The sequence below is a fragment of the Klebsiella sp. A-Nf5 genome, from assembly GCF_002810545.1.
GTDB lineage: Bacteria > Pseudomonadota > Gammaproteobacteria > Enterobacterales > Enterobacteriaceae > Klebsiella > Klebsiella variicola.
Map to the genome: position 1 here is coordinate 302265 of NZ_PIOG01000268.1, position 12435 is coordinate 314699.

The following is a 12435-nucleotide window of genomic DNA, read 5'->3' on the forward strand; positions in this document are numbered from 1 at the left end:
ATGCATTCACGATAATAAAGGAGGTAGCAAGTGACGATTGCTATTGTAATAGGCACACATGGTTGGGCTGCAGAACAGCTGCTGAAAACAGCAGAGATGCTGTTGGGCGAGCAGGAAAACGTTGGCTGGATCGATTTCGTTCCGGGTGAAAACGCCGAAACGCTGATCGAGAAATACAATGCCCAGTTGGCAAAACTGGATACCAGTAAAGGCGTGCTATTTCTCGTCGATACATGGGGAGGCAGCCCGTTCAACGCTGCGAGCCGCATTGTCGTCGATAAAGAGCATTACGAAGTTATCGCTGGCGTCAACATCCCGATGCTGGTGGAAACCTTCATGGCCCGCGATGACGACCCTTCGTTTGATGAACTGGTCGCCTTAGCGGTAGAGACCGGTTGCGAAGGCGTGAAAGCGCTGAAGGCCAAACCGGTAGAAAAAGCGGCTCCCGCGCCAGCCCCTGCCGCGGCGCCAAAAGCCGCCGCGCCGGCCAAACCGATGGGCCCGAACGACTATATGGTGATTGGCCTCGCGCGCATTGACGACCGTCTGATCCATGGTCAGGTCGCCACCCGCTGGACCAAAGAGACCAACGTTACCCGCATCATCGTCGTCAGCGACGAAGTCGCCGCGGATACCGTGCGCAAAACCCTGCTGACTCAGGTTGCGCCGCCAGGCGTCACCGCCCACGTCGTGGATGTGGCTAAAATGATCCGCGTCTACAACAACCCGAAGTATGCCGGACAGCGCGTTATGCTGCTGTTTACTAACCCGACTGACGTTGAGCGTATCGTCGAGGGCGGCGTGAAAATCACCAGCGTCAACATCGGTGGTATGGCGTTCCGCCAGGGCAAGACCCAGGTTAACAACGCGATTTCCGTCGATGCTAAAGATATTGAGGCGTTTAAAAAACTGAACGCACGCGGTATCGAGCTGGAGGCACGTAAAGTGTCCACCGACCCGAAACTGAAAATGATGGATCTGATCGCTAAGGCTGATAAATAACCTTGCCGATCGCGCCCCAGTTTTCACTTTAAGACTTAATCAACAGGAGAAGTACAATGGAGATTACCCTTCTTCAGATTGTGCTGGTGTTCATCGTCGCGTGTATTGCGGGTATGGAGTCGGTACTAGATGAATTTCAGTTCCACCGTCCTCTGGTCGCCTGTACGCTGATCGGTGCCGTTCTCGGCGATATGAAAACCGGTATTATCATCGGCGGTACGCTGGAAATGATCGCCCTGGGTTGGATGAACATCGGTGCGGCGGTTGCCCCTGATGCCGCACTGGCGTCCATTATTTCCACCGTTCTGGTTATTGCCGGCCATCAGAGCATCGGTGCCGGTATCGCGCTGGCTATCCCGCTGGCGGCGGCAGGCCAGGTGCTGACCATTATCGTTCGTACCATCACCGTAGCCTTCCAGCACGCGGCGGATAAAGCGGCGGAGAATGGCAACCTGACCGCCCTGTCGTGGTTGCACGTCTCGTCCCTGTTCCTGCAGGCGATGCGTATCGCTATCCCGGCCGTTATCGTGGCGATTTCCGTCGGTACCAGCGAAGTCCAGGGCCTGCTGAACGCGATCCCTGAAGTGGTCACCAGCGGTCTGAACATCGCCGGCGGTATGATCGTGGTTGTCGGTTATGCGATGGTCATCAACATGATGCGCGCAGGCTACCTGATGCCGTTCTTCTACCTCGGCTTCGTCACCGCCGCCTTCACCAACTTCAACCTGGTGGCTCTGGGTGTGATTGGTGCGGTCATGGCTATCCTCTACATCCAGCTGAGCCCGAAATATAACCGCGTCGCCGGTGCGCCGGCTCAGGCGGCTGGTAACAACGATCTCGATAACGAACTGGACTAACAGGTGAGCGAAATGGTTGATATGACTAAAAATACCACCGAGAAAAAACTCACTCAGAGTGATATTCGTGGCGTGTTCATTCGTTCTAACCTGTTCCAGGGTTCATGGAACTTCGAACGTATGCAGGCGCTGGGCTTCTGCTTCTCTATGGTTCCAGCGATCCGTCGCCTGTACCCGGAGAACAACGATGCGCGTAAGCAGGCGATTAAACGTCACCTTGAGTTCTTCAACACCCATCCTTACGTTGCCGCTCCGGTACTGGGCGTAACGCTGGCAATGGAAGAGCAGCGCGCCAATGGCGCAGAGATTGACGATGGCGCCATCAACGGCATCAAAGTCGGTCTGATGGGGCCGCTGGCCGGCGTCGGCGACCCGATCTTCTGGGGTACTGTGCGTCCCGTGTTCGCGGCCTTAGGCGCTGGGATCGCGATGAGCGGTAGCCTGCTCGGTCCTCTGCTGTTCTTTATCCTGTTCAACGCGGTGCGTCTGCTGACCCGTTACTACGGCGTTGCCTACGGTTATCGTAAAGGCGTGGACATCGTGAAGGACATGGGCGGCGGTTTCCTGCAGAAACTGACTGAGGGGGCGTCAATCCTCGGCCTGTTTGTGATGGGGGCACTGGTTAACAAGTGGACGCACGTGAACATTCCGTTGGTGGTGTCAAAAATCACCGGTTCTGACGGACAGGTTCACGTCACCACGGTGCAAACCATCCTCGACCAGCTGATGCCGGGCCTGGTGCCGCTGCTGTTGACCTTCGCGTGTATGTGGCTGCTGCGCAAGAAAGTTAACCCGCTGTGGATCATCGTTGGCTTCTTCGTCATCGGTATCGCGGGCTACGCGGTCGGCCTGCTGGGTCTGTAATTTTCAAGCTGTACGCCGGGGGCTTGCCCCCGGCTTTTTTTTATCAGGAGGAACGCAAAGCAATGACATTCACGGACCTGGTGATCTTTCTGTTTATCCTTGCGCTACTGGCCTACGCGGTGTACGACCAGTTCATTATGCCGAGGCGGAACGGCCCGGTGCTGCTGGCCATCCCCCTGCTTCGCCGCAGCCGTGTTGACGGCCTGATCTTTGTCGGCCTCACCGCCATTCTGATCTATAACAACATCACCCAGAACGGCACCGCGATCACCACCTGGTTATTATCTGCCCTGGCGCTGATGGGTCTCTATTTATTCTGGATGCGCACACCGAAAATCATTTTTAAACCGCGTGGTTTTTTCTTCGCCAACGCGTGGATAGAATATCCGCGAATTAAAGAGATGAATTTATCCGAAGACGGCGTGCTGGTGATGCAATTAGAGCAACGGCGGCTGCTGATTCGCGTACGAAATATCGACGACCTGGAGAAGATATCCAAACTCCTCCTTTCAACTCAATGAGTTAAGAATATAGCCAGCGCTATATCTTTCCAGCGTTCGTCTGGAAAAACATATAGCCATGGCTATATTTCCTCGCCTTCTCTTGCCTTTTTTATTAACTATTTATTTACTTAGAAATTCAAATGAAAATCGTTATCATTTGGTTATTAAAATAGCCGTCTTCTGTTATTGTTTTATATTCTAAAAATATGTTAAGGTTGCGCCCGTCGTTGGGGAGTAGCCGATTTCCTGTTTGCCAGGAAATGTACGTGTCAACATACTCGTTGCAAAACGTGGCACGTACGGGTTGAAGTGATTCAATCAGGCGAGACCATAGATACATCACTGCTGTACGTATTGCTCAGCCATTGAGCGGCTCCGCGTATATTTACTGGGGGCAGCGATGTGTCATATGGATTATCCCCGGTCAGGACACGCACATGAATTTATCCGCTACCATTCTTCTCGCCTTCGGCATGTCTATGGACGCCTTCGCGGCCTCTATCGGCAAGGGTGCCACCCTGCACAAACCTAAATTCTCAGAAGCCATCCGTACCGGGCTGATTTTTGGCGCCATCGAAACCCTGACCCCGCTGGTCGGCTGGGGACTCGGCATGCTGGCCAGCCAGTTTGTCCTCGAGTGGAACCACTGGATTGCCTTTATTCTGCTGGTGTTTCTCGGCGGGCGAATGGTCGTGGAAGGTTTTCGCGGCGACAGCGACGAGGTGTGTGAAGCGCCTCGCCGTCATGGTTTCTGGCTGCTGGTCACCACCGCCTTCGCCACCAGCCTTGACGCGATGGCCGTTGGTGTGGGTCTGGCCTTCCTGCAGGTCAGCATTGTGACCACCGCGCTGGCGATCGGTTGCGCGACGTTTCTTATGTCGACGCTGGGGATCATGGTCGGTCGCTTTATCGGCCCGCTGTTAGGCAAACGGGCCGAAATCCTCGGCGGTATTGTGCTGATTGGTATCGGCAGCGAAATCCTCTGGAGCCATTTCGCCGGCTAAGCCTTATGCCTCTCGCTGCCAGCAATGGATCATGAAATCGGTCTGACAGCCAAATGTCGCCTGCTGACGCAGCGCGGCGTGCACCTCAGGCTTAGCCCGCCACGCGAACGGCGTCATCTGCAGCAGCGCCTGCGCTTCATCACCGGTCAGCGTCATCGGATAGGCCAGCTGCTGCTGAGCATCCAGGCGGAACCCCGGCATCGCTTCCGTCTTCAGCTCATGAAGACGAACTTCATCGTAAATCAGCCCTTTCAGCTCCAGCAAATGGCGTGGACCCGGCGTGGCGGTGATCACCCATCCGCCAGGACGCACCACCCGCGCCAGCTCTTCGGCATTGCAGGGCGCGTAAATGCGCACCACCGCATCGAAACAGGCGTCGGAGAACGGCAGGCGCTGGCTGGAGGCCACGCAGAAACTGACCTCAGGATAGCGTTTTGCCGCCGCACGAATCGCCGGCTTCGACACGTCCAGCCCCCAGCTGCGGCTGGCGATGGCGGCAAACGCGTGGGTGTAATACCCTTCGCCACAGCCGATATCCAGTAAGTCCGCTGGGGCGTAGTGCTGCAGCCGCTCGGCGATCGCCTCCCGTAGCGGCTGATAATGACCTGCATCCAGAAACGCCCGCCGGGCCTGCATCATCTCTGCGCTATCGCCAGGATCGCGTGACCGTTTGAACTGCACCGGTAGCAGATTGACGTATCCCTCTTTCGCCAGATCGAACTGATGCCGCTGCGGGCAGGAATAGTGGTTGTCGCTGCGGCTTAGCGGCGCGTGGCAAAGGGGGCAACTGTATGACATGACGGCTCCGGTGTCGCTGAAAGGGCGAAAGTGTAGCGCTATTCGCCCCCGCAGACCACTGTTACAGCGCCGGTGCCAGCGGATGGCTGTCGTGCATCACGATCAGATTCTCCGCCCCTTGCGGCATACCGTCCGGCATCACATTTTCCAGCCGCAGGACATCACCCATGATCTGGCTGAAGACCGGCGCGGACACCGCCCCGCCGTAATAGGAACCATTGCTCGGATCGTTCATCACCACCACCAGGGCAAACTGCGGGCGACTGGCGGGCGCCACACCGGCGGTATAGGCCACATACTTGTCGATATATTTTCCGTCCGGGCCGATTTTCTTCGCGGTCCCGGTTTTTACCGCCACCCGATAGTCGCGCACCGCCGCTTTGGTCCCGCCCCCGCCCGGGAGCGCCACGCTCTCCATCATATGCTCCACGCTGTGAACAATGTTCTCCGGCATCACCCGTGTGCCTATCACCGGCGGATCGATGCGGGTGATCGACAACGGTCGTTCAATACCGAAACCACCGATAGTCGCGTAGACGTGCGCCAGCTGGAGCGGCGTCACCATTAATCCATAGCCGAACGCGAAGGTGGCACGATCCAGTTGCCCCCAGTAGCGACGATGCGGCATCAGCCCGGCGCTTTCGCCGGTCAACCCCAATCCGGTCGGCTCGCCGAAACCGAATGCCTGATAGGTATCAAGCAGATGCTGCACCGGCATAGCGAGCGAGAGATGCGACACGCCGGTATCACTGGATTTTTGCAGGATCCCGGTCAGACTCAGCTCCGGATAATAGCCAACATCACGGATACGGTGGCCGTCGAGGACAAACGGATGGGTGTCCACCACGCTGTCCGGCTGGACAATCCCCTGCTGGAGCGCGGTCATGATCACCAGCGGTTTAACGGTCGACCCGGGTTCGAAGGTGTCACTGATGGCGCGGTTGCGGAAATCATCCAGCGTCGCGGTATCGCGATTGTTCGGATTGAAGTCCGGGTAGCTGGCCATCGCCAGAATCTCGCCGGTATCAATTTTGATCAACACCGCCGCCCCGGATTCCGCCTTATTCCAGCGAACAGCATTGTCGAGGGCATCTTCGGTCACTGTCTGCAGGCGTTCATCAATACTCAGTTGCAGATTGTGCGCCGGAACTGGCGGCACTTCGGTAATATTTTCAATAACATTGCCATGTTTATCTTTGCGCACCAGACGTCGGCCGGGTTTGCCGGTCAGCTGGGCATTAAAGCTTTTCTCCACCCCTTCGATGCCCTGATTATCGACGTTGGTAAAGCCCAGCAGATTGGCAGCCACATGTCCTGCCGGATAGAAACGTCGCGATTCATCGCGCAGATAGACGCCCGGGAGATGCAGTTTATCAATCCACTCCGCCTGCTCCGGATTGATCTGACGCGCCAGATAGAGAAAACGGGCGTGCGGATGGCTCTGTACCCGCTGGGCCAGCTCCCCGAGGTTGAGATGTAGTGCTTCGGCCATTGCCTGCCAGCGAGGACCATAGCCAACCCCACCCTTCTCCATGGTAGTTTGCGGGTCGATCCAGATAGCGCTGACCGGTACGCTCACCGCCAGCGGTCGGCCTTCACGGTCGCTAATCATGCCGCGCTCTACCGCCACGGGCTCTTCGCGCAGAGAACGCATATCTTCTTGTTTTACCAGATTATCGGGAGAGATAATTTGCAGCCAGCCCACGCGGGCCAGCAGCAGTCCCAGACAACCAAGAATGGCCACACACAGTAACCCGAAGCGAATCGGGGTAAAGCTGGCGGAGGACTTCATTTTTTTCTTTAGCACCATAGCTCCGGCATTATTTTGCAACCATCTGATTTAACAGAAAATTAGCAAAACAGACTGCTACACAATGCTAATAAAGTTGAGTATTTGCAACAAGACGCGACGGGAGGGGGTAAAATGACATGCTTTGCAATAAAAACGCAAAAGCCCCGCGCAGGCGAGGCTTTTATACAAGAAGAGTGGTCTTGTATCAGATAGCAGTTACGTTAACTGCAGCCGGACCTTTCTGGCCGTCCTGAATTTCGAACTCAACGTTCTGGCCTTCAGCCAGAGTTTTGAAGCCGTTACCCTGGATAGCGGAGAAGTGTACGAACACGTCTTTGCTGCCATCAGCCGGAGTAATGAAACCAAAACCTTTAGACTCGTTGAACCACTTAACTTGACCTTTAATCTTTGCCATTTGCAAAATTCCTTAGACTGTTTTCTTCGCCTGCTGGCGTTTACATAGATAAAACTGACACATAACTGCATGAGGCACTAATTTAAGGTTCGGCAGAGAAGCGGTATTCAACGACAACGTGTTTACTCAGGACTTCTTTACTGAAAATGCCACACATAAACAGAACTGTACCTCGTTTAACCCGAAACGTGTTATCACATACTACGTAAATAATGGCAAGCCATTTTTAAACGTGTCACGATCGTTCGCACAAATTATAAGGTAATCATTTGATCGCCTGCACATTTATGCGTCTTTGCCGCCCCTGGCAAGGCACTATAGCGTTCGCTAATATCACCTGGTTGCTGCCTCATTACTGCAACTTTTTTACCATAGCTCAACAACTTCGCTTCGTCCAGGTATGTACGTATACGAACCGCCATACTGACGCCGGTGCGCTGAAGGCGATGAATATTGATGCGCATATTTAGTCATAACAGCAGACGAAAAATCGCTAAAGCCACGCCAGTGTAGTGATAATAAAACCTGTTAGTCGCCACGCTAAAAATAGTGCTAATTCTGCACCTTAATAATGAAAAAATGATGACAGTGTCACATTCCATAGCAATAAACGTGGCGGGGATGACTTTATTTACAGCGTGTAATAAAGAGAATATTGCGCAGAGAAAGGAATAATGGAATAAGAATAAGATATTACTGCCAGCTATCATGCAGGTGCGCACCTTATGATGCACACCTGTCGAGGTACTTAGCGCTCTGCCACCAGGCGGATAAACTCATCCTCCCCTTTCGCCTTACCCGCGACGGTTGGCTCAGCCACGTCCTCTTTTTCCGGCACATTGGCTTCACAGAGGCGACGTAACAGCGCATTCTGCCGCTTTTGCTGATCCAGCAGCGCTTGCAGCAGTTCTATCTGCTCGTTCGCCCGCGAACTGGCGCGGTTGACGAAGAACCATAACAACAGACCGACAAGCAGCAACGCGACGGACACGGCCAGCGATGCCAGATTTAAGATCCCAGGATTTAGTAACTCACTCATTTCACCACCTCAAAGAGAAGGCGTTCATTCTACCACCCACACCGCAGAAGGAAATCAGTCGTCAGAAAAATGTCTTACCACGGGATGAATTTATTGATAGTGCAAATGCCGCTGAAAAACTGAACATCCTGGTCGCACATTACGTTAAGCATCTGAGTCCACAGCAACAGGCAGCCTGCTATGATGACTATCAGTAAAACCCACCGTAATTTTTTCACTCCACTCTCCGCTTTAGTACTTTATGTCGCCAGGATAACACGGCCTTCTTAAACCGCGGCTAACTGTAATACGAAAGGCAAGTTTAGGAATCATCGACTTGTTTCAAAACGTGTTCGTGTCAAAATCACGGCAAGGATCATACAAATAATGAGGCATCAATGCGATTAATCATTCGTACTATTGTCGTCGTGGCTATCTTATGGATTGGCGTATTATTAAGCGGCTATGGCGTATTATTCCACAGTGAAGAAAACGTCGGTGGTCTGGGTCTTAAGTGTCAATATCTCACCGCCCGCGGGGTCAGTACCGCACTTTATGTGCATTCCAACAGCGGTGTGATCGGCGTCAGTAACTGTCCCATTCTGCGCAAAAGCGCAACCGTGGTTGATAACGGCTAAAATTGGTCCGGCGAGCGCGACAATAGCACCGCGCTCGCCGGATGTTTCAGCTACCGCGTCAGAACGGGTAGTCGTTGTATCCCATTTGCTCAGAAATCTTACGCGCCGTCTGGTGCAGCATCGCCACGTATTCATGCAAACGTTCTTCTGAGAAACGTAGCGTCGGGAAAGAGATGCTCAGTCCGGCGATAACCACGCCGAAACGGTCGAACACCGGGACTCCGATGCAGCGCAGCCCCTCTTCCTGCTCTTCGTTATCTTCGCCATATCCCTGCTCGCGTACGCCATCCAGTACCTTAAGCAGCTCCTCCGTGCTGGTGATCGTCCGCTCGGTGCTGCGCTTATACTCCACGCCCTCGAGGATCTGCTCAACTTCACTGCGATCGCGCCAGGCCAACAGCACCTTACCGATCGCGGTACTGTACAGCGGGTTGCGGCGGCCAATGCGCGAGTACATCCGCAGGTTGTACATTGAGTCAATCTTGTGGATGTAGACAATGCTGTCTTCATCCAGCGCGCCGAGGTGAATAGTCTCTTTCGTCAGTCGCGAGAGTTCGCGCATCTGAATATCCGCGCTGCGCACCAGGTCGACGTTCTGCAGCGCGCGTGCGCCCAGCTCGAACAGCTTGAGCGTGAGGGAGTATTTCTCTGACTCCCCTTCCTGTGCCACATAGCCCAGTGATTTCATGGTCTGTAAAAAGCGATAAACGGTGCTTTTCGACATCATGACGCGCTGGGACAGTTCGGTAATGCCAATTTCACGCTCTTCACCCAGCGCCTGTAAGATGCCAAAAACCTTCAATACCGAAGAGACAGAATCTGGCTGTTTATCCAAATCTGCACCTGCCATTTATCACCTCGTCGTAACTGTTTTATAAAATTTAGAACCGGTTTTTATTATAAATTCGCCGCCTCTGCGCCGCAATCATTCTTCTGCCACTTCGTTACAAATCTGCGACATACTGCGGATTAATCAATGCTAAACTCATCATTCAAAAAACCGTTTCATTTAAGACTTATATTCACCATGGATAAAAATTCTTCCGATGGCGTGCCGCTGCCGCAACGCTATGGTGCCATTCTGACCATCGTGCTTGGGCTGACCATGGCCGTGCTCGACGGGGCTATCGCCAACGTCGCGCTCCCGACCATCGCTAGCGATCTTAACGCCTCGCCGGCGTCGTCAATCTGGATCGTCAACGCCTACCAAATCGCCATTGTTATCGCCCTGCTGCCGCTCTCCTTCCTCGGTGATATGGTCGGCTATCGCCGCATCTATAAGATAGGCCTGGTGGTGTTTATCTTTACCTCGCTGGCCTGCGCGCTGTCGCGTAGCCTCGAAATGCTGACCTTCGCCCGCGTCGCTCAGGGGCTGGGCGGCGCCGCGCTGATGAGCGTGAACACCGCGCTAATCCGCCTGATTTATCCGCAGCGCTTTCTCGGACGCGGCATGGGCATTAACTCCTTTGTCGTCGCGGTCTCATCGGCGGCAGGCCCGACTATCGCCGCGGCGATCCTTTCCCTCGCCTCATGGCAATGGCTGTTTTTAATTAACGTGCCTCTGGGGATCGTCGCTTTTGTTCTGGCCATGCGCTTTCTGCCGCCCAACAGCGCACGCAGCAAAATCATCCGCTTCGATCTGCCAAGCGCCATCATGAACGCCCTCACCTTCGGATTGCTGATCACTGCGCTCAGCGGGTTCGCCCAGGGACAGTCTGTTCAACTGGTGCTGTCGGAAGTGGCCGCCATGCTGGTGGTGGGCTTCTTCTTTGTTCGCCGCCAGCTCAGCATGCCCGTCCCACTGCTGCCGGTCGACCTGTTGCGCATCCCACTCTTCTCGCTTTCTATTTGCACCTCCATCTGTTCCTTCTGTGCGCAGATGCTGGCGATGGTTTCCCTGCCCTTCTTTCTGCAGTCAATGATGGGACGCAGCGAAGTGGAGACCGGCCTGCTGCTGACACCGTGGCCGCTGGCGACCATGGTGATGGCGCCGCTGGCGGGCTATTTGATTGAGAAATGCCATGCGGGGCTGCTGGGGGCCATCGGTCTGCTTATTATGGCCTGCGGCCTGTTCGGCCTGGCGCTACTGCCCGAGTCGCCGTCCGATCTGGATATCATCTGGCGCATGGCGCTGTGTGGCGCCGGTTTCGGGCTGTTCCAGTCACCGAATAACCATACGATTGTCGCCTCGGCCCCGAGTCATCGCAGCGGTGGCGCCAGCGGGATGCTGGGCACCGCCCGCCTGCTCGGTCAGAGCACTGGCGCGGCGCTGGTCGCCCTGTTGTTCAACCTGCTCGGCAACAGCGGCACCCATACTGCCCTGCTGCTGGCTGGTATTCTGGCCACCGTTGCCGCATTGATTAGCGGTCTGCGCGTCACCCAGCCGCGCGCGGCCTGATAAACGGCGGCAAAAAAAATCCGCAGCTTTCGGGCTGCGGATTTTTATTTTTAGCGTCGGACCGACGAATTACTTCAGATACTCACCGCTACGCAGGGCTTCAATACGCTTATCCAGCGGCGGGTGAGTCATAAACAGCTCGCTCATGGATTTCGCTTTACCATTGATGCAGAACGCCATCATGCTGCTGGCTTCCTGCGGCTCATAGCTGGTTTTCAGTCGCTGCAGGGCTGCAATCATCTTCTCGCGGCCCACCAGTCGCGCCGAGCCGGCGTCAGCGTGGAACTCGCGATGACGAGAGAACCACATGGTGATAATGCTGGCCAGAATACCGAACACCAGCTCCAGCACCGTGGCAACGGCAAAATAAATTAACGGGTTGCCATTGCTGCTCTCCCCTTCATCTTCCCGGTTGCCGCCGAGGAAACCGGCCGCAATCTGGGCAATCACGCGGGAGATAAAGATAACGAAGGTGTTCACTACCCCCTGGATCAGCGTCATGGTGACCATGTCGCCATTAGCGATGTGGCTGATTTCATGGGCAATGACTGCTTCCGCTTCATCACGACTCATGTTTTGTAACAGCCCGGTACTGACGGCGACCAGCGAGGCGTCGCGACGCGCGCCGGTGGCAAAGGCGTTGATATCAGGCGCGTGGTAAATAGCCACCTGCGGCATGGCAATGCCCGCCTGCTGCGCCTGCTGGGCGACGGTGTGCATCAGCCAACGTTCCGTTTCGTTGCGCGGCTGCTCGATCACTTCCCCACCCACAGACTTCAGCGCCATCCATTTCGACATCATCAGTGAAACGATAGAACCACCGAAGCCGAACAGCAGGGCCATAATCAACAGACCGGTCATGCTGCTGGATTGGATCCCCGTGAGGCTTAACACCAGCCCGAACACGACCATCACTGCCAGGTTCGTCAGCAGGAAAAGCGCGATTCGCATCATAATTTTCTTTTTACCTCAATTTAACAAAACGCACTATGCGATTACCCACATCGTATGGGTCAGACTGCAATTTTCAACCATCAGCCCCCGCTAAGTCACGATAAAAACACAACTTTACATTTTGTAGCATCTTGCTGACAGCGACCGGGCAGGTTGACATTTTGTTAGTTGAGCTGAACGGGAATGACAAAA

General features: G+C 54.7%; 15 protein-coding genes, 1 pseudogene and 1 riboswitch. Of the genes and pseudogenes, 7 read left to right on the top strand and 9 right to left on the bottom strand.

Features of this window, described 5'->3' with window-relative positions:
* Positions 1–30 precede the first annotated feature (30 nt).
* From manX to mntP, 5 genes are all read left to right on the top strand, one after another.
* Positions 31–1002, top strand: coding sequence for a PTS mannose transporter subunit IIAB (gene manX / locus CWM53_RS26570; RefSeq protein WP_100729541.1), 972 nt, complete (start codon positions 31–33; stop codon positions 1000–1002).
* Positions 1003–1058: 56 nt separating this feature from the next.
* Entirely contained in the window at positions 1059–1859 is an 801-nt protein-coding gene (locus CWM53_RS26575; protein ID WP_004203359.1) for a PTS mannose/fructose/sorbose transporter subunit IIC, read from the top strand.
* 12 nt (positions 1860–1871) lie between these two features.
* On the top strand, positions 1872–2723 hold the full coding sequence (locus tag CWM53_RS26580; protein WP_061154127.1) for a PTS mannose transporter subunit IID: 852 nt from the start codon (positions 1872–1874) through the stop codon (positions 2721–2723).
* A gap of 62 nt (positions 2724–2785) precedes the next feature.
* Positions 2786–3244, top strand: a complete 459-nt coding sequence (locus tag CWM53_RS26585) for a DUF986 family protein (RefSeq protein WP_100729542.1) — start codon at positions 2786–2788, stop codon at positions 3242–3244.
* A 199-nt stretch (positions 3245–3443) separates the two neighbouring features.
* A riboswitch (yybP-ykoY riboswitch) is annotated at positions 3444–3546 on the top strand.
* Between the two features lie 117 nt (positions 3547–3663).
* Positions 3664–4230, top strand: coding sequence for a manganese efflux pump MntP (gene mntP, locus CWM53_RS26590; RefSeq protein WP_100630716.1), 567 nt, complete (start codon positions 3664–3666; stop codon positions 4228–4230).
* A gap of 3 nt (positions 4231–4233) precedes the next feature.
* Here mntP and rlmA read toward each other — a convergent pair whose 3' ends face one another.
* From rlmA to mgrB, 7 genes and pseudogenes are all read right to left on the bottom strand, one after another.
* Complete coding sequence (rlmA, locus tag CWM53_RS26595; RefSeq protein WP_074385470.1) at positions 4234–5028, bottom strand: 23S rRNA (guanine(745)-N(1))-methyltransferase; 795 nt, start codon at positions 5026–5028, stop codon at positions 4234–4236.
* Positions 5029–5089: 61 nt separating this feature from the next.
* Entirely contained in the window at positions 5090–6838 is a 1749-nt protein-coding gene (gene ftsI / locus CWM53_RS26600; RefSeq protein WP_061154123.1) for a peptidoglycan glycosyltransferase FtsI, read from the bottom strand.
* 187 nt (positions 6839–7025) lie between these two features.
* The gene (cspE, locus tag CWM53_RS26605; RefSeq protein ID WP_001062678.1) at positions 7026–7235 is read right to left on the bottom strand and encodes a transcription antiterminator/RNA stability regulator CspE; all 210 of its coding nucleotides are present in this window, start codon (positions 7233–7235) and stop codon (positions 7026–7028) included.
* Between the two features lie 85 nt (positions 7236–7320).
* Positions 7321–7392 (bottom strand): annotated as a pseudogene (locus CWM53_RS26610) (DUF2627 domain-containing protein); the annotation flags it as partial.
* Positions 7393–7489: 97 nt separating this feature from the next.
* The gene (locus tag CWM53_RS31470) at positions 7490–7699 is read right to left on the bottom strand and encodes a hypothetical protein (protein WP_165784164.1); all 210 of its coding nucleotides are present in this window, start codon (positions 7697–7699) and stop codon (positions 7490–7492) included.
* Between the two features lie 284 nt (positions 7700–7983).
* Positions 7984–8274, bottom strand: a complete 291-nt coding sequence (locus CWM53_RS26625) for a YebO family protein (protein WP_100675394.1) — start codon at positions 8272–8274, stop codon at positions 7984–7986.
* A gap of 74 nt (positions 8275–8348) precedes the next feature.
* Positions 8349–8492: a PhoP/PhoQ regulator MgrB gene (gene mgrB / locus CWM53_RS26630; protein ID WP_002911375.1), complete on the bottom strand. Its 144-nt coding sequence runs from the start codon at positions 8490–8492 to the stop codon at positions 8349–8351.
* Positions 8493–8651: 159 nt separating this feature from the next.
* On the opposite strand from mgrB, the gene CWM53_RS26635 reads away from it, so the two are divergent.
* Positions 8652–8891 (top strand): YobH family protein, encoded by a 240-nt coding sequence (locus CWM53_RS26635; RefSeq protein WP_008804283.1) that lies wholly within the window; start codon positions 8652–8654, stop codon positions 8889–8891.
* A gap of 58 nt (positions 8892–8949) precedes the next feature.
* On the opposite strand, the gene kdgR is transcribed toward CWM53_RS26635, so the two are convergent.
* On the bottom strand, positions 8950–9741 hold the full coding sequence (gene kdgR / locus CWM53_RS26640) for a DNA-binding transcriptional regulator KdgR (protein ID WP_100729544.1): 792 nt from the start codon (positions 9739–9741) through the stop codon (positions 8950–8952).
* Positions 9742–9918: 177 nt separating this feature from the next.
* On the opposite strand from kdgR, the gene CWM53_RS26650 reads away from it, so the two are divergent.
* A complete protein-coding gene (locus CWM53_RS26650; protein WP_074385468.1) occupies positions 9919–11289 on the top strand; it encodes an MFS transporter in 1371 nt (456 codons plus the stop codon).
* A 69-nt stretch (positions 11290–11358) separates the two neighbouring features.
* Here the strand turns inward: CWM53_RS26650 and htpX are convergent, their stop codons facing one another.
* Positions 11359–12243, bottom strand: a complete 885-nt coding sequence (gene htpX / locus CWM53_RS26655; protein ID WP_008804280.1) for a protease HtpX — start codon at positions 12241–12243, stop codon at positions 11359–11361.
* Between the last annotated feature and the right edge of the window lie 192 nt (positions 12244–12435).

Coding starts and splice junctions, on each gene's coding strand:
- CWM53_RS26650 (WP_074385468.1), top strand. CDS start 9,919: ATGGATAAAAATTCTTCCGATGGCGTGCCGCTGCCGCAACGCTATGGT.
- CWM53_RS26585 (WP_100729542.1), top strand. CDS start 2,786: ATGACATTCACGGACCTGGTGATCTTTCTGTTTATCCTTGCGCTACTG.
- rlmA (WP_074385470.1), bottom strand. CDS start 5,028: ATGTCATACAGTTGCCCCCTTTGCCACGCGCCGCTAAGCCGCAGCGAC.
- cspE (WP_001062678.1), bottom strand. CDS start 7,235: ATGGCAAAGATTAAAGGTCAAGTTAAGTGGTTCAACGAGTCTAAAGGT.
- ftsI (WP_061154123.1), bottom strand. CDS start 6,838: ATGGTGCTAAAGAAAAAAATGAAGTCCTCCGCCAGCTTTACCCCGATT.
- htpX (WP_008804280.1), bottom strand. CDS start 12,243: ATGATGCGAATCGCGCTTTTCCTGCTGACGAACCTGGCAGTGATGGTC.
- CWM53_RS31470 (WP_165784164.1), bottom strand. CDS start 7,699: ATGCGCATCAATATTCATCGCCTTCAGCGCACCGGCGTCAGTATGGCG.
- CWM53_RS26580 (WP_061154127.1), top strand. CDS start 1,872: ATGGTTGATATGACTAAAAATACCACCGAGAAAAAACTCACTCAGAGT.
- mntP (WP_100630716.1), top strand. CDS start 3,664: ATGAATTTATCCGCTACCATTCTTCTCGCCTTCGGCATGTCTATGGAC.
- CWM53_RS26575 (WP_004203359.1), top strand. CDS start 1,059: ATGGAGATTACCCTTCTTCAGATTGTGCTGGTGTTCATCGTCGCGTGT.
- kdgR (WP_100729544.1), bottom strand. CDS start 9,741: ATGGCAGGTGCAGATTTGGATAAACAGCCAGATTCTGTCTCTTCGGTA.
- CWM53_RS26625 (WP_100675394.1), bottom strand. CDS start 8,274: ATGAGTGAGTTACTAAATCCTGGGATCTTAAATCTGGCATCGCTGGCC.
- CWM53_RS26635 (WP_008804283.1), top strand. CDS start 8,652: ATGCGATTAATCATTCGTACTATTGTCGTCGTGGCTATCTTATGGATT.